Consider the following 21,567-nt stretch of genomic DNA (forward strand, 5'->3'; position numbering starts at 1 on the left):
TCCATGGCGCGGGTGAGCTTGGTGCGGCGCTCGGCCATGGTGACCTCGAAGTCCTGCTGCGCGGCCTTGCGCTTGGCCTCGGACTCCTTGGTGAGGCGATCGGCTTCGGCGTTGGCGGCCTCGACGATCTTATTGGCCTCGGAGCGGGCGTTCGCGAGGGTCTGCTCGAACTCGATCTCGAGCGCCTCGCGCTTCTCCTTGGTCTCGGAGAGGAGCGACTCGTACTTACCGCGCATCTCGGTCGCCTGCTGCTCGGCGATCGAAATCATCTCGGCGGCCTCGGCCTGGGCCTGCGCGCGCACCTCGGACGCCTCGTCGGAAGCCAGGCGCAGCATGCGAGAGATGCGGTCCGACATGCCTTCCGCGGTGGTCGGCGGCACCGAGAGGCGGTCGACCTCCTTGCGGAGCTCGTCGATCTCGTCGCGGGCGTCCTCCAGCTGGGCCGCCAGGTTGCGGGCCTGGGCTGCGGCGGCATCGCGATCGGTGGCGGTGACCCTTAGCTCGGCGTCGAAACGGTCGAAGTAGTTACGCACCTCATCACGGTCATAGCCCTTCCGCACGACGGTAAAGGGCAATGCGACGAAGCGATTACGATCGGGCTCAGTGGACGACATGGCACACAAACTACAGCCTGGCGACCACTGATGGTGACCCGACCGCGAATGTTGTTACAGCGTCTTTAGGGTCGCTGATCTCGGTACTAGTGGGTAGTTTTCGCGGCCGGTTCGACGAGTTCGACCAGCACACCGCCAGCATCCTTCGGGTGGATGAAGTTGATGCGGGAATCGGCTGTGCCAGGGCGCGGAGCCTCGTACAGCAAACGCAAGCCCCGTGAACGCAGATACGTGGAGACAGCCTCGATATCGGTGACTCGGTAGGCGAGCTGCTGCAGGCCAGGACCGTTTCGGTCGATGAATTTGGCGATGGTGGAGTCCTCGTTGAGCGGTGCCAGCAACTGCAGGGCAACGGACCCCGCCGGTGCGGCCGCATAGGACAGCATCGCCTCGTGCACGCCCTGCGCGGCATTGATCTCGCGATGTGTCTCCACCATGCCGAGATTGTCCCGATACCAGGCGACAGCCGTATCGAGATCGGGCACCGCGATGCCGACATGATCGACGGCGGTGATGTATTCGGCGGGGACGAATTCGGTGTTCTCGGTGCTACTCACACCTCGAACGGTAGCGCGCACCTGGGGAAGGCCGCCCGGGTCGGTCAGGTTACCTTTGAGTAGGGCTCCGATGGTTGGCGGAGCCACCACATCCGACGTAAGCGAGGCACATCGTGACCACCACCGTCATCGTCTCCGGCGCACGCACCCCGATGGGGAAGCTGCTCGGTTCGCTGAAGGATTTCAGCGGCTCCGATCTCGGCGGTATCGCCATCAAGGCGGCCCTGGAGAAGGGTGGGGTCGCTCCTGAACAGGTCGATTACGTGATCATGGGCCAGGTGCTGACCGCGGGTGCCGGCCAGATCCCGGCTCGGCAGGCCGCCGCGGCCGCCGGGATTCCGATGGATGTCCCCGCGCTCACCGTCAACAAGGTGTGCTTGTCCGGTATCAATGCAATTGCCCTGGCGGATCAGCTGATTCGCGCCGGTGAGCACGAGATCGTGGTGGCCGGCGGCCAGGAATCGATGACTCGCGCGCCGCACATGCTGGAGAAGAGCCGCGAGGGCTTCAAGTACGGCGACGTCACCCTGCGCGACCATATGGCGTACGACGGCCTGCACGACGTTTTCACCGACCAGGCCATGGGTCTGCTCACCGAGCAGCAGAACGATACCGAAACCGTCACTCGGGCAGAGCAGGACGCCTTTGCGGCCGCCTCGCATCAGCGTGCCGCCGCCGCGTGGAAGAACGGCCTCTTCGATGACGAGGTGGTGCCCGTCGCCATCCCACAGCGCAAGGGTGACCCGATCCAGTTCGCCACCGATGAGGGCATCCGCGCCGACACCACCGCGGAGTCGCTGAGCAAGCTGCGCCCCGCCTTCCGCAAGGACGGCACCATCACCGCCGGTTCCGCCTCGCCCATCTCCGACGGTGCGGCCGCCGTGGTCGTCATGAGCAAGGAGAAGGCGCAGCAGCTCGGCCTGAGCTGGATCGCCGAGATCGGTGCGGCCGGCGTGGTCGCCGGTCCGGACTCCACCCTGCAGGACCAGCCCGCCAATGCCATCGCGAAGGCCTGTGCGCGCGAAGGCATTTCGCCTGCAGACCTCGACCTCGTCGAAATCAACGAGGCCTTCGCCGCGGTCGGCGTCGCCTCCACCCGCAAGCTCGGCATCGACCCGGAGAAGGTCAATGTCAACGGCGGCGCCATCGCCATCGGCCACCCGCTCGGCATGTCCGGCGCCCGCATCGTCCTGCACCTGGCCCTGGAGCTGAAGCGCCGCGGCGGCGGCGTCGGCGCGGCTGCCCTCTGCGGTGGCGGCGGCCAGGGCGACGCCCTCATCATCCGCGTGCCCTGAGCATCGACGGCCGTATTCGGTCGTGGAAGGGGTGTGGGGGCTTCCCCCATACCCCCTTGACTTGGGGGTCTGCGGGGGAACCCCCGCAATTCCTCCCTTCACGCCCGGAGGGCGTGTGTGACCCATCTCCACTACGGGCGGTCGTAGTCATCCGGCACAATGGGTGCCGTGGATATCTTCGATCTGAGCACCCTCGCGAAGCGGGTTCGATTCCTCGGCATTCTGGAGGCCTTTACCTGGGTCCTGCTGCTGACCGGTTCGGTCCTGAAGCGACTGCCGGAGCCGATCACCTGGCCCGTGATGGTTTTCGGCATGCTGCACGGCATCGTGTTCATCCTGTACGCCATTCACTGCCTGCTCGCCTCGCGTGAGTTCGAGTGGCCGGGCAAGACCACCGGTCTGGCGCTGCTGTCCGCGGTGGTTCCGTTCTCCAGCTACTTCTTCGAGCGGTGGGCCATCCGCACCGGTCAACTCGGCGAATTGAGTGAGGCTGCGGCTCCCGCCGCCGCCCGTTCGTGACAGACTGGATGCCGTGACTCGACCCGCACGACGCCCCTCTGCCGCCGCTGCCGCAATGTCCGGCGCGGTGGACCTGTCCAGCCTGAAGCAGCCGCCGGTGACCGACGCGCCCGCAGGCGGCCATGCTGTCTCCGAGGCCGATTTCGAGGCCAAGGTGCTGCGCCGCTCCGCTGAGGTTCCGGTGGTGGTGGCGCTGTATTCGCAGCGCAGCCCAGGCAGTATCGAATTGGTGAGCCTGCTCGAGCAGATGGTCGGCGAGTCCGACGACTGGGAGCTGGCCACCATCGAGGCCGAGTCGAATATGCGTATCGCACAGGCCTTCGGCGTGCAGGGCATTCCGACGGTGATCGCGGTCGCCGCAGGTCAGCCGCTCGCCGACTTCACCGGTAATCAGCCGGAGGAGCAGGTTCGCCAGTGGCTGTCGGCGGTCATCGAGGCGGTGCGCGGCAAGCTGCCCGGTGTCGGTGAGGGCGAAGCCGAGCCCGAGGTGCCCGAGGATCCGCGTTTCGTGGCGGCCGAAGAGGCTTTGGAGCGCGGCGATTTCGATACCGCCGAGGCCGCGTACAAGGCGATTCTCAATGCCGAACCGGCCAATGGTGAGGCCAAGGCCGCGCTGCGTCAGGTCCAGTTCATCTCTCGCGTCCAGAATCTCGATCCCGCGGGCATCGCCAAGGCGGATGCCGATCCGACTGATCTGGACGCCGCTCTCGCGGCCGCCGATCTCGAAATGTTCAATCAGGAGCCGGAAGCCGCGTTCGACCGCCTCATCGGTCAGATCAAGCGCACCGCCGGCGATGACCGCACCCGTATCCGCACGCACCTGCTGGAGCTCTTCGAACTCTTCGATCCGGCCGAGCCGATCGTGATGGCGTTCCGCCGCAAGCTGGCTGCCGCCCTGTACTGAGTCCGCCCACAGATCCACCGACAACTGCGCCCCTTCCGCAATGCGGAAGGGGCGCAGTCGTTTTCGAATAGCTCGAGTTCCCCGCAGTCGGGGTACGGGGAACCGGTGCCACTACTTCGCGGGGGTGCCCGCGCTGCCGGTGGTCAGCAGCTTCACCAGGTCGGTGATGGCCGAGGACGAGCCGGTGCCGGACGGATCCGGCTCACCGACCGCGACAACCGGCTGCGCGGAGACGTGCGAATCAGCGGTGGCCAGACCTGCCCCACCGCCGATGATTCCGGCTACTGCGGCGCTGATGAATATGGCGGTACCGAGCTTCTTCATGCAGTTTCATTCCTATTCACAGAGATTGGTTTGCGATGCGGCCGCCACTCGAGTCGACTACAGCACAACAGCTTTCGGCAGACGCAACTGTTCGGGGCCGTGAGACTGGGGGCCCGAATATCCGTAACGAAAGCACCTGGCGGAACCGATATAAAATTAGTAAGCTCGTGCGTATGATCTCATCAACATACACCGAACTTCTCGCAGCGGGACCCGAACTGGTTTCCCTCGACGCACGGGCGGTGCGCACCAGCATCGACGTGGTGTCCCGGCTGACCGCCGCGGACCTCGACGCTCCGACCCCCTGCGCCGGCTGGGCGCTGCGGGACCTCCTGGAGCACATGATTGTTCAGCACTATGGTTTCGCGGCGGCCTCGCGCGGTGAGGCTGAAATCGCGCTGTGGAAGCCGCAGCCGCTGGGCGTCGACCCGATTTCCGAGTACCGCGCCGCAGCCGAGCACGTTGTGGCCGCCTTCACTGCCGACGGGGTGCTGGAGCAGGGCTTCCCGCTCCCGGAGGTCCGGGACGGTGTGGTGCTGCCCGCGCCGCTCTCGATCAGCTTCCACTTCGTGGACTACGTCGTGCATTCCTGGGATGTGGCCCGGACGCTGGGCATACCGGTCGAGTTCGACGAGGATCTGCTGGCGGCGGCTCTCGTAGTGGCGCAAGGGGTTCCGGACGGCGATGTCCGGCTCGCGCCGAATTCGCCGTTCGCCCCGATCGTGCCGCTCGCGGACGGCTCAGGGCTCGATCAGGTGCTCGCGCTCCTGGGTCGCTCGCCGCACTGGCCGAACTGATTCGGCGGGCGTGTCCGCGGGGACGAGCCACAGCGCGCTGCTCGGCGGCAGCGTGACCAGCGCGGAGGCCGGGCGACCGTGCCACGGTTCGGCGGTCGCGGCGACCGCGCCCAGATTGCCGATTCCATTGCCGCCGTACGCGATTGCGTCGGTATTGAGCACCTCCAGCCACTGCCCGGCGGCGGGCAGCCCGACGCGGTAGTCGCGGTGTTCGGCGCCGGAGAAGTTGTAGACGCAGGCCAGCATCGCGCCGTCCGCGCCGTAGCGCAGGAACGACAGCACATTGTTGTCGCGGTCGTCGGCATCGAGCCAGGAGTAGCCGCCGGGCGAGGTGTCCTGGCTCCATAGCGCGGGCGTTGCGCGATACAGCGTGTTGAGATCGCGGACCAGGGCGTGAATGCCTTGGTGCAGTGGGTTTTCCAGCTCGTGCCAGTCCAATCCGCGATCGTGGTTCCATTCGCGGAACTGCCCGAATTCCTGTCCCATGAACAGCAGCTGCTTGCCCGGATGCGCCCACATGTAGGAGAGCAGCGCCCGCACCCCGCTGGCTTTGGTGAAGTCGTCGCCGGGCATGCGGGTCCACAGTGTGCCCTTGCCGTGCACGACCTCGTCGTGGCTGATGGGCAGCACATAGTTCTCGCTCCAGGCGTAGGTGAGTGAGAAGGTGATCTCATTATGGTGCCAGGTGCGATGCACCGGATCGTGCTGCAGATATCCGAGGGTGTCGTGCATCCACCCCATATTCCATTTCATGGTGAAACCGAGTCCGCCGACCTCGGTGGGGTGGGTGACGCCGGGCCATGTGGTGGACTCCTCGGCAATGGTGACCACGCCCGGATGATGTTTGTGCACAGTGGCATTCATTGCCTGCAGGAATGTCACGGCTTCCAGATTCTCGCGGCCGCCGTGGATATTCGGCTCCCAATCGGGGCGCGAGTAGTCGAGGTAGAGCATGGAGGCGACGGCATCGACCCGCAGCCCGTCGATATGGAATTCCTCGATCCAGTACCGGGCATTGGCGACCAGGAAATTGCGGACCTCGTGCCGGCCGAAGTCGAAAACGTAGGTGCCCCAGTCGAGTTGCTCACCGCGGCGCGGGTCGGGGTGCTCGTAGAGGGCGGTGCCGTCGAAACGCGCGAGCGCCCATTCGTCGCGCGGGAAGTGCGCGGGCACCCAGTCCAGCAGTACGCCGATGCCCTTGCGGTGCAGGTGATCGGTGAACCAGCGGAAGTCGTCGGGCGTGCCGAATCGCGAGGTGGGCGCGTAGTACGAGGTGACCTGATAACCCCAGGAGCCGCCGAAGGGGTGTTCGGCGATCGGCAGCAGCTCGATATGCGTGAACCCCTGGGCCGCAACATATTCGGCGAGTTGTTCGGCGAGTTCGCGATAGCCGAGTCCGGGCCGCCAGGAACCCAGGTGCACCTCGTAGATACTCATGGGCGCGCGCGTCGGATCACCGGTGTCGCGGGCGCGCAGCCACTGCTCGTCGCCCCAGCTGTAATGGCTCTCGGTCACGACAGACGCGGTGGCAGGCGGTAATTCGGCCGCGAAGGCGAGGGGATCGGCGTGATCGACGGTGCGCCCGTCCGACCCGTGCACCCGGTACTTGTACTTGGTTCCCGCCTCGATGCCGGGCAGGAACACCTCCCACACCCCGGACCCGCCGAGTCGCCGCATGGGCGCGGTATTGCCGCTCCACCCGTCGAAATCGCCGATGACGGCCACACCGCGGGCATTCGGAGCCCACACCGCGAACGAGGTGCCGGTCACCTCCCCGTCGAGGGTCGGGTAGCGCCGCGGGTGCGCGCCGAGGACATCCCACAGCCGCTCGTGCCGTCCCTCCCCGAGTAGATGCAGGTCGAGTTCCCCGAGCGTGGGCAGGAATCGGTAGCCGTCGGCGTCGATGACGGTGCGGCCGCCCGGATACGAGGTGACGATCCGGTAGTCCCAGAGCTCGGACAGCGGCGTGACGCCTTCGAAGACACCGTGCCCGACATGCTCGAGGGGCTGATCGAGCTCGCCGATGCGCGCGAGCACTGTCTCGGCATGCGGCCGCAGCACCCGGATGATGGTGCCGTCCGGATGCGGGTGCGCGCCGAGCACGGTGTGCGGATCGGGATGCGTGCCCGCGGCGAGCAGCAGCAGATCGCGCCGGTGCATCAGAAGGATCTTCGATAGGAGAGTTCGGCGCGGGCGGCGGCGGGCACCGGTGGCAGGACGAGAATGTGCGCGACCGCCCGCGCCGGGTCCAGCCGCACGTAATTGCTTTGGCCCCAGTGGTATTCCTCGCCGCTGATCTCGTCGAACACGACCGGCTGCTCATGCCATTCGCGGCCGATGGCGGGCAGATCCAGTGACACATGCCCGTGTTCGGGGCCGAACGGGTTGAGGTTCACCACGATCAGCATCGCGTCGCCGGTGGTGGGGTCGAATTTCGAAAAGGCCAGCAGCGCATCACTGTCGGTGTGATGGAAGTGGATGCAGCGCAGCTGCTGCAGCGCCGGATGCGCGCGCCGGATCTCATTGAGCCGGGTGATCAACGGCTCCAATGATTCTCCGCGTGCGGCGGCCGCGGTGAAGTGGCGCGGGCGCAGCTCGTACTTCTCGGAGTTCAGGTACTCCTCGCTGCCCGGCTGCACCGCCTGATGTTCGTAGAGCTCGAATCCGGAGTACACGCCCCAGGTCGGGCCGAGGGTGGCCGCCAGTACGGCGCGTATGGCGAACATGCCGGGCCCGCCGTGCTGCAGGCTCTCGTGCAGGATGTCCGGCGTATTCACGAACAGATTGGGCCGGGCCTCATCGGCCTTGGCCGCCAATTCCAGGCCGAATTCGGCGATTTCGTGCTTGTGCGTGCGCCAGGTGAAATACGTGTACGACTGCGTGAAGCCGCGGCGCGCCAGCCCGTACAGCCGTGCGGGCCGGGTGAACGCCTCGGACAGGAAGATGATGTCCGGATGCTTCCGGCGCACCTGTGCGATCAGCCACTCCCAGAAGTCGGCGGGCTTGGTGTGCGGGTTGTCGACGCGGAAGATGGTGACACCCAATCCGATCCAATGCCGCACTACCCGCAGCACCTCGGCGTACAGCCCGTCCGGATCATTGTCGAAGTTGACCGGATAGATGTCCTGGTACTTCTTGGGCGGGTTCTCGGCGAAGGCGATGGTGCCGTCCGGCAGGGTGGTGAACCATTCCGGATGTGTCGTTACCCAGGGATGGTCGGGCGCGCATTGCAGCGCCAGATCGATCGCTACTTCCAGGCCCAATTCCCGTGCGGCTTCGACGAATTCGGTGAAGTCCGCAGTGGTGCCGAGTGCCGGGTGAATGGCATCGTGCCCGCCCTCGTCGGAGCCGATGGCCCACGGTGAGCCCACATCCTCAGGCCCGGCGGTCAGAGAGTTATTGGGCCCCTTGCGATTCACGGTGCCGATCGGATGGATCGGCGGCAGATACACCACGTCGAATCCCATGGCGGCAATGCGCGGCAGGTCCTTGGTGGCGGTGGCGAAGGTGCCGTGCACGGGCTTACCGGCGGCGTCCCAGCCGCCGGTCGAACGCGGAAAGAATTCGTACCAGGCGCCGTACAGCGACCGCTGCCGATCCACCTGTACGGAGTACTGCGGCCCCTGCGTAACCAGTTCGCGCAGTGGGGTTTCGCGCAGGATCTCGCTCACCTCACCGCTGAAGGCGGGCGCGACCCGGGTGGGCAATTGCGCCTCGCTGCGCAGCGCGGCGGCGGCGGCGCGCAGTGTCTCCCACTGCTTCCGGGGCACCGCCTGTGCGGCCCGATCCAGCAGGCGCGCACCGATTTCCAGATCATTGGCCAGATCGATCGCGCTCTGCCCGACCGCGAGTTTCGCCTCCACCGCGGCCCGCCAGCTGGTGAGCGGATCACTCCAGCCCTCGATGCGATAGGTCCACAGTCCGGGCTTGCCCGGCGTGAAGGTGGCATTGAAGACATCGGGCTGATATTCGGGCGCCATGCGAATACGCTGGGTGCGCGTGGATCCCGGCGCCCGCACCACGAGGGTGGCGGCGACGGCGTCGTGCCCTTCTCGCCACACCACGGCCCGGACCGGGAACACCTCACCGACGACGGCCTTCGCCGGCCGGCCGCCGGGTATCGCGGGGGCGGTGTCATCGATGGCGATGCGGCCGGTCACCCGTTCGAACTTACCGGGTGCGGCCCCGCCTCGACGTCGCGACCTGCTACTGCTGGCCCGGCTTCAGCATGAGGAACAGGCCGTGCGCCTCCGCGCAGAGCCGTTCGCCGTCGTGCAGGGTGGCGCGGACGAAGACCTTGCGGCCCTCCACGCGCTCCACCCAGCCGTGCCACTGCAACTCGGTGTTCAGCGGTGTGATGGACCGGTAGTCGACATGCAGGAAGGCGGTACGGGTGACCGCGCGGGTGTTCACGGCCGCGGTCATACCCAGCAGATCGTCGAAGCCGAGCGCGACGTGCCCGCCGTGCGCCGCGCCATTGCCACCGAGATGGAAGGTGCGGAAGGTGATTCGCGCGTGCACGCCGTCGCGGCTGACCTCGTCCACCAGATACGGCGGCAGCGTAATGTTGCCGCGCGAGGGCAGGTCGGTGCGGTGCCAGCTGGGCGCCGACCACTCGTCACCCATGACCGCGTCGAGCCGCTGATTGAGGTCCTTCAGCTCCGCGATGGCCGCGAGGGCGATCTCATCGGTCGGATCGGCCAGCCGCACCCGGTCCATCAGCTCGCGCACCTGCTCGATGAGCTCACCGTAGTGCGGCCCGCCCTTGGTGTTGTCGCGGCCGAGTTCCGCGATCGGCCGGAACCCACCCTCGTGATGCTCCTGGGAGGGAAGTGCCTCGACCTGCTGCTCGCTCATACAAGCACGTTAACGGTTGCCGCCGGGATGCTCCTGCCGGGGCTGTGTTTATTTTGCCCTCCGCTTCGCTCCGGGCGGGGCGCGGCCCCTGGTCCCGGTTCTTCCCTCCCTCCGCGCTCCTCCGCTTCGCTCCTCCGCGCTCCACTCAGTCCAGAACCGGGACGGCCGCGCCCCTGGGGCGGATGCCCGGGCCCGGTGTCAGGCGGTGTGCGCCACGAGGCGTGGCATCTGCCTCAGGGACACCGGCCTTCCAGACACCCGCCCCAAGTTCGCGGCCCGTCTCGTTCTGGACTGAGTGGAGCGGGGGAGCGAAGCGGAGGAGCGGAGGGAGGGAAGAACGAGACAAAGGGGGCCGCGAACCCGCCGGAGCGAAGCGGAGGCAAAATAGACACAGTGAAGGCACTGCGTCGTTTCACCGTCCGCGCTCATCTGCCTGAGCGGTTGTCTGCTCTGACCGAGCTGGCGACAAATTTGCGCTGGTCCTGGGATGCGCCGACCCAGGATGTGTTCGCGGAGCTGGACCATGCGCTGTGGGTCGAGGTCGGGCGGGATCCGGTGCGCATGCTGGGGGAGGTGCCGGCCGAGCGGCTGGACGAGCTCGCCGGTGACGAGGCGTATACCCGGCGGGTCGATGCCGCCGCCGCTGATCTGCGTGACTATCTGGCCCGCCCGCGCTGGTTCCAGCGGCAGGAGCAGGGGCCGAAGGGGATCGCGTACTTCTCCATGGAGTTCGGGGTCACCGAGGTGCTGCCGAACTATTCGGGTGGGCTCGGGATTCTGGCGGGCGACCATCTCAAGGCCGCCTCCGATCTCGGGCTGCCGCTCATCGGTGTCGGATTGCTGTACCGCTCCGGCTATTTCCGGCAGTCGCTGACCGCCGACGGCTGGCAGGCCGAGCACTATCCAGCGCTCGATCCGCAGGGACTGCCGCTGCGGCTGCTCACCGACGGCGGGGTGCCGGTGCTGCTGCACGTGGCGATGCCCGAGGGCCGGGTGCTGCGGGCGCGCGTCTGGATCGCACAGGTGGGCCGGATCCCGCTGCTGCTCTTGGATTCCGATATCGCCGAGAACGATCCGGAGCTGCGCGCGGTCACCGACCGGCTGTACGGCGGCGATCAGGATCACCGCATCAAACAGGAGATTCTCGCCGGTATCGGCGGGGTGCGGGCGGTGCGCGCCTACACCCGTGCGCACGGCCTGCCCGATCCCGATGTGTTCCATATGAACGAGGGCCACGCGGGCTTCCTCGGCATCGAGCGAATTCGCGAATTCATGGTCACCGGAATGGATTTCGATGCCGCGCTGACCGCGGTGCGCGCCGGAACCGTCTTCACCACGCACACTCCCGTCCCGGCGGGCATCGACCGCTTCGCCAGCGCACTGGTGCGCCGGTACTTCGGCGGCGCACACGGCGAACGGGAATCCCCTGTGCTGCCGGGTGTTTCGGTGGATCGCATTCTCGCCATCGGCCGTGAGGCCGACCCGTCGGTGTTCAATATGGCGCACCTCGGATTGCGACTTGCTCAGCGCGCCAATGGCGTATCCAAACTGCACGGTGAGGTCAGCCGCGCCATGTTCGCGCCGCTGTGGCCCGGCTTCGACACCTCGGAGGTGCCGATCGGCTCGGTCACCAATGGTGTGCACGCCCCCACCTGGGCCGCGCGCGAATGGATCGACAAGGGCCGCGAGCTCATCGGCGACGAGCTGGTGGAGGAGGCGCGCGGCTGGGAGCGGCTCAGCGATGTGGATCTGCGTGAACTGTGGTCGACCCGGAACGACTTGCGCGGCATCCTCGTCGACGAGGTGCGCCGCCGGGTGCACGCCTCCTGGCTGGAGCGCGGCGCGGCCCCGGCCGAACTCGGCTGGATCGACCAGGTCTTCGACCCGAAGGTGCTGACGGTCGGCTTCGCCCGCCGCGTGCCCACCTACAAGCGGCTCACCCTCATGCTGCGCGATCCGGAGCGGCTGCGGGCGCTGCTGCTGGACCCGGAACGCCCGGTGCAGCTGGTGGTCGCGGGCAAATCCCATCCGGCCGACGACGGCGGCAAGGCGCTCATCCAGCAGGTGGTGCGCTTCGCCGACGATCCGGAGGTGCGCCATCGCATCGTCTTCCTGCCCAACTACGACATGTCCATGGCCCGTTACCTCTACTGGGGTTGTGATGTGTGGCTGAACAATCCGCTGCGGCCCCTGGAAGCCTGCGGTACGTCAGGTATGAAGTCGGCACTCAACGGCGGCCTCAATCTCTCCATCCGCGACGGCTGGTGGGACGAGATGTACGACGGTGAGAACGGCTGGGCCATCCCCACCGCCGACGGCGTGCGCGACGATCACCGACGCGACGATCTGGAAGCCTCCGCGCTGTACGAACTGCTGGAACGCGCTGTGCTGCCGCGCTTCTACGACCGTGACCACGATGATCTGCCCGTGCGCTGGATGGAGATGGTCCGGCACACCTTGCAGACGCTCGGTCCCCAGGTGCTGGCCTCCCGCATGGTCCGCGATTACGCCGTCGGCTACTACGCGCCCGCCGCCTCGGCGTATGCGGCGGTGTCGCAGGACGATTTCAAGGGCGCCCGGGAACTCGCCGAGTATCGCCGCCGTATCGAATCCGCTTGGCCGACAGTAAGAGTCGTGCAGGTGGACAGCTCGGGCCTGCCGGATATCCCGGTCATCGGCGCGAACCTCGCGCTGCGCGCCCGCATCGACCTGGGTGGTCTGTCTTCGTCGGACGTCACCGTTCAGGCGGTACTGGGACGGGTCTCACCCACCGACGATCTCACCGATATCCACAACATCCCCATGGTCTACGCCGGAACGGACTCCGGCACAGAACTTTTCACCGTCGAGGCCCCCGTTCCCCTCTCCGGTGCGGTCGGCTACACCATCCGCATCCTGCCCAGCCACCCGCTGCTGGCCTCCGAAGCGGAGTTCGGCCTGGTGGCGACGCCCAGCCCCTAGGTCGCCTGTCCCAGTGTGCGTTTCAGGATCTTGCCCGTGGCATTACGGGGCAGCGCATCCAGGAATGTCACATCGCGGGGCACGGAGAACCGGCTCACCCGGTGCCGGATGTAATTACGCACCATCTCGGAGTCGAGTCCGGAACCGGGCCGCTTGACCACGAAAGCCGCCAGGCGCTGGCCGAATTCGTGATCGGGCACCCCGACCACGGCGACCTCGCTCACCTGCGGCAGATGCGAGAGCGCCTCCTCGACCGAACGCGGGAAGACGTTCTCGCCGCCGGAGATGATCATCTCGTCGTCCCGGCCTGCCAGGAACAGCTTCCCGTCGGCGTCCAGGTAGCCGACGTCCCCGGTGTCCAGCATGCCGTTCGACTCCTCCGGCGGGGTGGCATCGGTATACCCGTCGAACAGCATGTGATTGCCGACGAAGACGCGCCCGGTCGCGCCGACCGGCAGAATGCGCCGATCCTGGCCCAGCACAGCGATTCTCGTGCCCAGCGGCGGACGGCCCGCGGTGGTGGGGGACATGCGCAGATCCGCCGGATCGGCAATGCTGGCCCACGACACCTCGGTGGACCCGTACACGTTGTAGAGGATGTCGCCGAAGGTATCCAGGAACTGCAGTACGGTCGCCCCGGCCAGCGGCGCACCGCAGCTGGCGACGATCTTCAGGCTGGACAGGTCGTACCGTGCCCGCACGTGCACGGGCAGGTCGAGAATGCGGTTCACCATCACGGGCACCACGATCAGCGCGGTCACCCTGTGCTCGGCGATCCGCCGCAGACAGTCCTCTGCGTCGAACCGATCGCCCAGCACGATGGTCGCGCGAATGGCGGTGGAGATCTGCAGCGCCGCCAGCCCCCAGGTGTGGAACAGCGGCGACGGAATCAGCAGGGTCTCGTTGACGCCGAACGGGATTCGCGACAGCAGCGCCGCCACCGTCCCGAAGCCCTTGGGATGCGGCCGCCGCGCACCCTTGGGCGTGCCGCTGGTCCCGGAGGTGAGCACGATCAACTGCCCGGGCCGCGACGGTTTCTTCGTCGCCAGCTCCTGCATGGCGATGAGATCCTCGATGGTGGTGCGCCCGGGTACGGGCGGGCGCTCGTCGGTGGTGAAGCGCGGCAGATCGGCCGGCAGATACCGGACCAGATCCTCGAATTCGCTGTCCACGAACAGCGCCGACAGCCCGTGCCGCTGCACGATCTCCTCGATCTGCCGTGCGGGCAGACCGGTATTGAGCAGCACCGCGTCCGCGCCCGCCTTACCGGCGGCCACCATGGCTTCGACCATGCCGGTGTGATTGCGGCACAGCAGTCCGATCGAAGCCCGGTTACCGAACCCGAGCATGGTCATGGCGCCCGCCAATGCGTTACTGCGCGAGTGCAATTGGTCGAAGGTGGTGCAGTAGCGGTCGTCGATGACGGCCGCCCGCTGCGGTGAGTGCGCCGCCGCCGTGGCATATCCGCCGGCCAGGCTGAACCCCCATTTGGCCAGGCTGCCCAGCTGTTTGAGCCCGACGTCGGGCCGGAAGGTACGCACCACGCCGGAGGTCACCATCTGCCGGGCGACGCTCGCCTGCAGCTTCATCGGCGAGTCTTCGCCATTGATGATCGTCGCGGTCGGCGCGCCCGCCACCAGTTCGGCGACCCGTTTGAGCCCGGCCTGCGTCCAGGCCACCGCCGCCGAGTTGGGCAGTTGCGCGACCAGCGGATGTATCAGTGCGGCTTTGAAAAACGTGACCGAGACCCGGGTGTTCGGGCCGACCTCGCGCAGTCGCACCGCGGCGAAGCTGCCGGAGTCGGGGCAGTGCAGTTCCAGATTCTCGTATTCGCGGCCGATGCGCACCTGCACCTGCAGCGTGCGGATATCGATTCCGGCGCCGCCCACCCGCATCGTCAGGGTGGGGTGTACGTCGGCGGCATCGCGTTGTTCGCACGCACCGATACCGCGGAAGAGCCGAGGGTAGGACTGTGGCTCTACGAGCACATCCCAGATCGCTTTGCGACTGATCGCGAACTCGGCGATCGCATCGATGACATCGGTAACCACACGTTTGCAATTCTCATCTGCCGGTACTTGCCGTCCGCCCCCGGATTACGTATTTGTAACGTCTCAGACAGTATGCCGCAAGGTTTTCGAAATACCGGTGGGTAATAAGTTTAATTGCCCAGCAATTGCGCTGGTAGCACTGGAAAAACAAGCATGAGGCAGGTGCGATTGCTCACGATTCGCCGGGCCGAGTGAAGTTCCGGCGAACGAGACAAGTACGGTGCCCACGGCACCCTTCTGACCTCCCGCCGACTGGAGACAACACACCCATGAGCACCGTCCTCACGCGCACCAAGGGGCGCGTCGACGAGTACTTCGGCATCAGCAATCACGGGTCGACCGTCAAGCGTGAGCTCATGGCCGGAACGATCACGTTCCTCGCCATGTCCTATGTGCTGGCCGTCAATCCGGCGATCCTCGGCGACCACGGTGTACTGGGCGACAAGGGCATGCCGACACAGGCGGTCTTCACCGCGACCGCCGTCGCCGCGGTGGTCGGCACGCTGGTGATGGGCATCTGGGCCAAGTACCCGGTGGCGCTCGCGCCCGGTATGGGGCTCAATGCCTTCTTCGCGTACACGGTCATCCTCAATATGGGCATCCCGTGGCAGGAAGCGCTGTCCGGCACCTTGCTCTCCGGCCTCATCTTCTTCGTCCTGGCCATCACCAAGGTGCGCGAGAAGATCATCGACGCCATCCCCATGCAGATGAAACTGGCGGTCGGCGCCGGCATCGGCATGTTCGTGGCGTTCCTCGGCCTGAAGAACGCGGGCATCGTGGTCGCCAGCGACGCGACCCTGGTGCATCTGGGCAACTTCCACAGGGGCACCACGCTGCTGGCGCTGTTCGGCCTGCTGGTGACGGTCGTCTTCCTGGTGCTCGGCTGGCACGGCGCGGTGCTGTACGGCATCCTCTCCACCGCCATCCTCGGCATTGTCACCGGGCTGGTGCACCTGCCGGACTCGGTCGCCGAGTTGCCGCACGGCCTCGACAAGACCTTCGGCCAGGCCGTGATTCACCTCCCCGACGCCTTCACCGGGCAGATGATCATCGTGGTGCTCACCATGCTGTTCGTCGACTTCTTCGATGCCTCCGGCACCTTGATCGGCGTCGCCCATCAGGCCGGGCTGCTCACCGAGGAGGGCAAGCTGGAGCGCGCCGGACAGGCACTGGCGGCCGATTCGATCGGCACTGCCGCGGGCGCGATCATCGGCACCTCCACCACCACCGCGTATGTCGAATCCACGGCGGGTGTTTCGGCGGGCGGGCGCACCGGTCTGACCGCGGTCTCCACGGCCGGCTGGTTCCTGCTGGCCGTGTTCTTCTTCCCGCTCTTCGCGGTGGTCGCGGATGTGCCCGCGGTGACCGCACCGGCGCTCATCGTGGTCGGCGTGCTCATGTCCCGCGCGCTCGGCGATATCGACTGGAGCCGTTTGGAATACGCGGTCCCGGCCTTCATCACCGTGATCATGATGCCGCTGACCTACTCCATCGCGAACGGCATTGCCATGGGTCTGCTGTTCTACCCGATCGTCATGGTCGCCAAGCGTCGCGGACGCGAGGTGCACCCCGTGATGTGGGTGCTGATGGTCGTATTCGTCTCGTACTTCTGGTTCCTCGCGAAGTAACCCAGGTCACAGCTTTTCTCGCCGGGCGGCGGAATGGGTTGCCGCCCGGCCCGGTTGAGCCTTACTGTGCAGCTATGCGGACTACGGTCCGCTTAATGGATTTGCACGGACCGGCCGACGAGGAATGGGAAAGCAATGACGACTGTCGACGAAAATGCCGCCGGTACTCGCACTTCCGGTGTGGCCACACTGAAGAGCTTGGACGCCGGTGCCTCCGATATCGGCCTGCTGGTGGCGCGGGTGGGCTTCGGCGCCCTGCTCGTGGTGCACGGCACCCAGAAGCTGTTCGGCTGGTTCAACGGTTACGGCCTGGACGCCACCGCCGGCGCGTTCGTGGGCATGGGCTACGACCCGGGCAAGTTCTTCGCCACGCTGGCAGGTCTGAGTGAGGTGACCGGCGGCGTGCTGCTCGCGCTGGGTCTGCTGACGCCGCTGGCGGCCGCAATTGTGCTGGGCACCATGCTGAATGCGGTCAATGCGACCTGGCACGGCGGGTTCGCCGCCTACGAGTCGGCGCTGCTGTACGCGGTCGCGGCGCTGGCGCTGGCCTTCACCGGCCCGGGCCGGTTCGCGCTGGATGCCGAGCGGCCTTGGGCGCGTAAGGGATTCGGCTGGGCTGCGGGTGCGGTGCTGCTGGCCGTGGTCGCCGCGCTCATCACGCTGATCGCGAAGTAAGCATTGCAATAAGAAGTTTATGGTCCCCGCGCCGCGTGCAGGGCTTGGCGCGGGGACACCGATACTTCCGATGTGGGAATTGGGGGTACACCGGGGTATCGCAGGCCAATTTACTTCTATTCGGAAGTACAGACCACTCGTGTGATCGTTTTCACACGGGTGTTTTGTTTAGCTCAGGGGTTTTGGTAAGTCGCTCCAAAGCCTTTGTCACCACTTGCGGATCGGACGTTTCCCAATACGGCGGCAACGACGCACGAAGATATCCGCCGTAGCGCGCAGTCGCGAGGCGCGAATCCAGAATAGCGATTACACCGCGATCGTCCACACTGCGCAGCAGTCGGCCCGTGCCCTGCGCGAGTAGGAGCGCCGCATGATTGGCCGCGATCGACAGAAAACCGTTGCCGCCCCGTGATTCCACCGCGCGCTGCCGGGCCACCAGTAGCGGATCATCCGGGCGCGGGAACGGAATCCGGTCCAGGATCACCAGACTCAGTGACGGGCCCGGCACATCCACGCCCTGCCACAGCGAAAGTGTGCCGAAGAGTGAGGTTTCCGGGTCCTCGGCGAATTTCTTGACCAGCGCGCCGGTGGCGTCGTCGCCCTGGCACAGCACCGGGGTATCCAGGCGCTCGCGCAGAATCTCGGTGGCGGCCTTGGCCGCTCGCATGGAGGAGAACAAACCGAGGGTGCGGCCGCCGGCCGCGGTGATGAGGCGCTCGATCTCGTCCAGGTACGCGGTCGGCAGCCCGTCCCGGCCCGGCGCGGGAAGATGCTTGGCCACGTAGAGGATTCCAGATTTGGCATGGTCGAAAGGGGAACCCACGTCGACCGAATTCCAGTGCAGCGCAGCGGCATCGGAGGGGGCCTCGACGCCGCTGGCCAGTGCCGGATCCACCTTGGCGGCGGATTTGGGCGGCAGGCCCCAGGTGACGGCCAGATTGTCGAAGGAGCCGCCGATCTGCAGCGTGGCCGAGGTGAGAACCACTGTGGCAGTACCGAACAGGCGACTGCGCAGCAGACCGCCCACCGAGAGCGGAGCCATGTGCAGGGTGCGGCGCGGGACGCCGCGCACCTCATCGCTGGCCAGCCAGATGACATCGCGATGTGCGGACGGATCCGGCTCCTCGTAGGTGGTGAGCACTCGCACCGCGGCGTCGTGGATCTCCTCGATCGCGGCGAGGGCCTGATTGCGGGCCGCCGCGGATTCGGGATCGGCCTGCGGATTGGTGGAACCCGTTGGCGCGAGCGCGGTGCGGGCATTCCAGGCGGCATCGCGAATGAGCGCCAGCACCGAGGCGGCGCCGTCGGGCATGCGATCCCAGCGGCCGGGATTCAGCTCGTCCAGGAGGGTGTGCCAGGCCTCGGCCGCACCCTCGAGACGATCCACCTCTTGCTCGTCGATGAGTTTGGTGCAGCGTTTGGCGGCCGCGCTGATGGATCCCGTGGACAGCTCCGCGGTGGCCACCCCGGTCACCCGGTCGACCAGTTCGTGCGCCTCGTCGATCACCACCACATCGTGTTCGGGCAGCACCTGGATACCGCTGATGGCGTCGATGGCCAGCAGCGCATGATTGGTGACGACCACATCGGCCGTGCCCGACTCCGCGCGCGCCTTCTCGGCGAAGCAGTCCTGGCCGAACTGGCACCGCGACTTGCCCAGGCACTCACGCGAACTCACGCTCACCTGCCGCCAGGCCCGGTCGCTCACGCCCGGCGTGAGCTCGTCCCGATCGCCGGTCTCGGTATTGGACACCCACTCGTGCAGCCGCTGCACCTCGCGCCCCAGCCGCGAGATGGCGAACGCGTCGAACAGCTCCGCCTCGCCCGGCTCGTCCGGAATCGCACTATTGATCTTGTTCAAGCACAGATAGTTATTGCGCCCCTTGAGAATCGCGAACTGCGCCACCCGCCCCAGCTGCTCCGCCAGCGCCGCACTCAACCGCGGCAGATCCCGATCCACCAACTGCCGCTGCAACGCAATGGTCGCGGTCGACACCACGACCGTCCGCCCAGTCCGCACCGCATGCCGCAAACTCGGCACCAGATAAGCCAGCGACTTCCCCGTCCCGGTCCCCGCCTGCACCGCCAGATGCTCCCCGGTATCGATGGCATGCGCCACCGCCGCGGACATGGTCTGCTGCCCCTTGCGCTCCTTACCCCCGAGCGCCTGGACAGCGGTGGCCAATAGCTTCGGGACGGGAGGGAGTTCGGGCACGACGGCCAGGTTACTGCGCCGGGCCGACAAGCTGTATTTTTGCCTCCGCTTCGCTGCGGCGGGTTCGGTGTTTAATTTGCCTCCGCTTCGCTACGGCGGTTCGCGGCCCTGTTACCCCGTTCTTCCCTCCCTCCGCTCCTCCGCTTCGCTCCCCCGCTCCACTCAGTCCAGAACGGGGCGGGCCGCGAACTTGGGCGCGGGTGTGTCAGTTTTCGAGTGTGCCGGCGAGTTCGACGCCGGCGGTGCGGAGTTTGTCGAGGGCGGTTTGCAGCGTGGCGGGGGAGACTGCGGCCGTGAGGCCGAGGAGGACTCGGGTGGTGAAGCCCTCGGCCCGGGCATCCAGGGCGGTGGCGCGGACGCAGTGGTCGGTGGCTATGCCGCAGACGTCGACGGCGTCGATGGAACGGTCGCGCAGCCAGTCCGAGAGGGTGGTGGAACCGTCGGAGGCGGTGCCCTCGAAGCCGGAGTAGGCGGCTGTGTACGCGCCCTTGGAGAAGATCTCTTCGACGGGAGCGGTGTCGAGCGCCGGGTGGAAGTCCGCGCCGGGTGTGCCGACCCGGCAGTGCGGTGGCCAGGAGTCGACGTAGTCGGGCTGGTCGGAGAAGTGCGCGCCCGGATCGATGTGGAAGTCGCGGGTGGCCACCACCGCGGCGTAGTCGGAAACGCCGAGGTATTCGGTAATCCGCTCGGCCACCGCCGCTCCGCCCGCGACGGCCAGGGACCCGCCTTCGCAGAAGTCGTTCTGTACGTCCACGACGATCAGTGCTCGGCTCATAGCGACCTCCCGGGGGCCTGGGCGAACCGCGACGGTTCCTTACCTCGTGCATTGTGCCGCGCAGCGGGACCGCGCGGCTATTCGAGGAGGGCGCCTAGCTGACGAAGGTCGTCGGAATCGCCGGTTCCCCGTCCGACAGCTTCAAGCCCTCCCACGGCAGGCTGATCAGGCCCCGCGCCACCAGTTCGCGGCTGTCCTGCAGCGTCGGCAGCTCCGCGAGCACCTCACCCTTGCGCACCAGCGGCGTCTGCAGATCGCGGACCTCGTAGCCATTGGGTTCGGGCCGCTGCCCGGAAGCGGGGTAGACAATTTCCTCGACCAGCGTCCCGGTGCGCCGCACCAGCCGCACCGCCTTCTTGGTGCCGCCGCGAGATTCCTTGTGCGAGCTGCGTTTCGCGACCGGAACGCCGTCGACCTCGACCAGTTTGTAGACCATTCCCGCGGTGGGCGCACCGGATCCGGTGACGAGCGCGGTCCCGACGCCGTACACATCCACCGGTTCGGCGCGCAGCGAGGCGATCGCGTATTCGTCCAGATCCCCGGACACCACGATCTTGGTGCGCACCGCGCCGAGGGTGTCCAACTGCTCGCGCACCTGGCGGGCCATCACCCCGAGGTCGCCGGAATCGATACGCACGCCGCCCAATTCGGGCCCCGCCACCTCGATGGCGGTGGCTACCCCGCGCGCGATGTCGAAGGTGTCCACCAGCAGCGTGGTGCCGATGCCGAGCGTCGCGATCTGGCTGCGGAAGGCGTCGGCCTCGTGCTCACCGTCGGATCCGCTGTGCAGCAAGGTGAATGCGTGCGCACTGGTGCCCGAACCCGGTACGCCGAAGCTGCGCACCGCCTCCAGATTGGAGGTGGCGTCGAGCCCGGCCAGGTACGCCGCCCTCGAGGCGGCCGGTGCGGCCAGCTCATGCGTTCGGCGGGAACCCATTTCGATCATGCGGCGCCCCCCGGCGGCGCTCACCATGCGGGCGGCGGCCGCGGCGATGGCGCTGTCGTGGTTGTAGATCGACAGGGCCAGCGTCTCCAGCAGCACACATTCGGCGAACGTGCCGCGCACGGTGAGGATGGGGGAGCCCGGGAAGTAGAGCTCGCCCTCGCGGTAGCCATCGATATCGCCGCTGAAGCGATAGTCGCGCAGCCAATCCACCGTCGCCTGGTCCAAGAATTTCGCCACGATCGCGAGTTCCGGCTCACCGAAACGGAATTCGGCCAGCGCCGCGAGCAAGCGCCCGGTGCCCGCGACCACGCCGTAGCGGCGGCCGTGCGGCAAGCGCCGCGCGAACACCTCGAACGTGCAGCGCCGGTGCGCGGATCCGTCGGCCAGTGCCGCGGCGAGCATGGTCAGCTCGTACTGGTCGGTCAGCAACGCGGTGCTGGTACTCCCGT

General features: G+C 66.9%; 16 protein-coding genes and 1 pseudogene. 7 read left to right on the top strand and 10 right to left on the bottom strand.

What is annotated here, in order from left to right:
- Together JWN03_RS33700 and mce are read right to left on the bottom strand one after the other, a co-directional pair.
- Positions 1-614, bottom strand: a pseudogene (locus tag JWN03_RS33700) (hypothetical protein); the annotation flags it as partial.
- An 86-nt stretch (positions 615-700) separates the two neighbouring features.
- On the bottom strand, positions 701-1,171 hold the full coding sequence (mce, locus tag JWN03_RS33705) for a methylmalonyl-CoA epimerase (RefSeq protein WP_297623495.1): 471 nt from the start codon (positions 1,169-1,171) through the stop codon (positions 701-703).
- 113 nt (positions 1,172-1,284) lie between these two features.
- Between mce and JWN03_RS33710 the strand changes: the two genes are divergently transcribed.
- The 3 genes from JWN03_RS33710 to JWN03_RS33720 all read left to right on the top strand — a co-directional run bounded on the left by JWN03_RS33710 (position 1,285) and on the right by JWN03_RS33720 (position 3,889).
- On the top strand, positions 1,285-2,466 hold the full coding sequence (locus tag JWN03_RS33710) for an acetyl-CoA C-acetyltransferase (protein ID WP_297623498.1): 1,182 nt from the start codon (positions 1,285-1,287) through the stop codon (positions 2,464-2,466).
- 159 nt (positions 2,467-2,625) lie between these two features.
- Entirely contained in the window at positions 2,626-2,985 is a 360-nt protein-coding gene (locus JWN03_RS33715; RefSeq protein WP_297623500.1) for a DUF3817 domain-containing protein, read from the top strand.
- Between the two features lie 55 nt (positions 2,986-3,040).
- Complete coding sequence (locus JWN03_RS33720) at positions 3,041-3,889, top strand: tetratricopeptide repeat protein (RefSeq protein ID WP_297623596.1); 849 nt, start codon at positions 3,041-3,043, stop codon at positions 3,887-3,889.
- Between the two features lie 111 nt (positions 3,890-4,000).
- Here JWN03_RS33720 and JWN03_RS33725 read toward each other — a convergent pair whose 3' ends face one another.
- Positions 4,001-4,213 carry a hypothetical protein gene (locus JWN03_RS33725; protein ID WP_297623502.1) on the bottom strand — a complete coding sequence of 71 codons (213 nt, stop codon included), beginning with the start codon at positions 4,211-4,213 and terminating at the stop codon, positions 4,001-4,003.
- Positions 4,214-4,386: 173 nt separating this feature from the next.
- On the opposite strand from JWN03_RS33725, the gene JWN03_RS33730 reads away from it, so the two are divergent.
- Entirely contained in the window at positions 4,387-5,010 is a 624-nt protein-coding gene (locus tag JWN03_RS33730; protein ID WP_297623504.1) for a TIGR03086 family metal-binding protein, read from the top strand.
- On the opposite strand, the gene glgB is transcribed toward JWN03_RS33730, so the two are convergent.
- The 3 genes from glgB to JWN03_RS33745 are packed head-to-tail and all read right to left on the bottom strand — an operon-like array spanning position 4,954 to position 9,867.
- Positions 4,954-7,170: a 1,4-alpha-glucan branching protein GlgB gene (glgB, locus tag JWN03_RS33735; RefSeq protein ID WP_297623506.1), complete on the bottom strand. Its 2,217-nt coding sequence runs from the start codon at positions 7,168-7,170 to the stop codon at positions 4,954-4,956. The two genes, JWN03_RS33730 and glgB, sit on opposite strands and share 57 nt — an antisense overlap.
- Positions 7,170-9,170: an alpha-1,4-glucan--maltose-1-phosphate maltosyltransferase gene (locus tag JWN03_RS33740; RefSeq protein ID WP_297623509.1), complete on the bottom strand. Its 2,001-nt coding sequence runs from the start codon at positions 9,168-9,170 to the stop codon at positions 7,170-7,172. The genes glgB and JWN03_RS33740 overlap by 1 nt, the downstream gene beginning before the upstream one ends.
- 46 nt (positions 9,171-9,216) lie before the next feature.
- Positions 9,217-9,867 (bottom strand): PaaI family thioesterase, encoded by a 651-nt coding sequence (locus JWN03_RS33745; RefSeq protein WP_297623512.1) that lies wholly within the window; start codon positions 9,865-9,867, stop codon positions 9,217-9,219.
- A 393-nt stretch (positions 9,868-10,260) separates the two neighbouring features.
- Here JWN03_RS33745 and glgP point away from each other — a divergent pair, with 393 nt between their 5' ends.
- Complete coding sequence (gene glgP / locus JWN03_RS33750; protein WP_297623515.1) at positions 10,261-12,828, top strand: alpha-glucan family phosphorylase; 2,568 nt, start codon at positions 10,261-10,263, stop codon at positions 12,826-12,828.
- Here the strand turns inward: glgP and JWN03_RS33755 are convergent.
- Complete coding sequence (locus tag JWN03_RS33755) at positions 12,825-14,879, bottom strand: AMP-binding protein (RefSeq protein WP_297623518.1); 2,055 nt, start codon at positions 14,877-14,879, stop codon at positions 12,825-12,827. The two genes, glgP and JWN03_RS33755, sit on opposite strands and share 4 nt — an antisense overlap.
- Before the next feature lie 269 nt (positions 14,880-15,148).
- On the opposite strand from JWN03_RS33755, the gene JWN03_RS33760 reads away from it, so the two are divergent.
- A complete protein-coding gene (locus JWN03_RS33760; RefSeq protein WP_297623521.1) occupies positions 15,149-16,507 on the top strand; it encodes an NCS2 family permease in 1,359 nt (452 codons plus the stop codon).
- 135 nt (positions 16,508-16,642) lie between these two features.
- Entirely contained in the window at positions 16,643-17,182 is a 540-nt protein-coding gene (locus JWN03_RS33765) for a DoxX family protein (protein WP_297623525.1), read from the top strand.
- Between the two features lie 151 nt (positions 17,183-17,333).
- Here the strand turns inward: JWN03_RS33765 and JWN03_RS33770 are convergent, their stop codons facing one another.
- The 3 genes from JWN03_RS33770 to JWN03_RS33780 form a co-directional block, all read right to left on the bottom strand.
- A complete protein-coding gene (locus JWN03_RS33770; protein ID WP_297623529.1) occupies positions 17,334-19,397 on the bottom strand; it encodes an ATP-dependent DNA helicase in 2,064 nt (687 codons plus the stop codon).
- A 205-nt stretch (positions 19,398-19,602) separates the two neighbouring features.
- On the bottom strand, positions 19,603-20,172 hold the full coding sequence (locus tag JWN03_RS33775; RefSeq protein WP_297623531.1) for a nicotinamidase: 570 nt from the start codon (positions 20,170-20,172) through the stop codon (positions 19,603-19,605).
- Between the two features lie 94 nt (positions 20,173-20,266).
- Entirely contained in the window at positions 20,267-21,520 is a 1,254-nt protein-coding gene (locus tag JWN03_RS33780) for a nicotinate phosphoribosyltransferase (RefSeq protein ID WP_441343111.1), read from the bottom strand.
- Positions 21,521-21,567: the final 47 nt, after the last annotated feature.

The organism is Nocardia sp. (genome assembly GCF_025465275.1).
Classification (GTDB): Bacteria; Actinomycetota; Actinomycetes; order Mycobacteriales; family Mycobacteriaceae; genus Nocardia.

Bases quoted from the DNA above. Each gene is read 5' to 3' on its own strand.
- JWN03_RS33730 (WP_297623504.1), top strand. From the start codon at position 4,387: ATGATCTCATCAACATACACCGAACTTCTCGCAGCGGGACCCGAACTG.
- JWN03_RS33760 (WP_297623521.1), top strand. From the start codon at position 15,149: ATGAGCACCGTCCTCACGCGCACCAAGGGGCGCGTCGACGAGTACTTC.
- JWN03_RS33715 (WP_297623500.1), top strand. From the start codon at position 2,626: ATGGGTGCCGTGGATATCTTCGATCTGAGCACCCTCGCGAAGCGGGTT.
- JWN03_RS33725 (WP_297623502.1), bottom strand. From the start codon at position 4,213: ATGAAGAAGCTCGGTACCGCCATATTCATCAGCGCCGCAGTAGCCGGA.
- JWN03_RS33745 (WP_297623512.1), bottom strand. From the start codon at position 9,867: ATGAGCGAGCAGCAGGTCGAGGCACTTCCCTCCCAGGAGCATCACGAG.
- glgB (WP_297623506.1), bottom strand. From the start codon at position 7,170: ATGCACCGGCGCGATCTGCTGCTGCTCGCCGCGGGCACGCATCCCGAT.
- JWN03_RS33720 (WP_297623596.1), top strand. From the start codon at position 3,041: ATGTCCGGCGCGGTGGACCTGTCCAGCCTGAAGCAGCCGCCGGTGACC.
- JWN03_RS33765 (WP_297623525.1), top strand. From the start codon at position 16,643: ATGACGACTGTCGACGAAAATGCCGCCGGTACTCGCACTTCCGGTGTG.
- JWN03_RS33780 (WP_441343111.1), bottom strand. From the start codon at position 21,520: ATGCTCGCCGCGGCACTGGCCGACGGATCCGCGCACCGGCGCTGCACG.
- JWN03_RS33775 (WP_297623531.1), bottom strand. From the start codon at position 20,172: ATGAGCCGAGCACTGATCGTCGTGGACGTACAGAACGACTTCTGCGAA.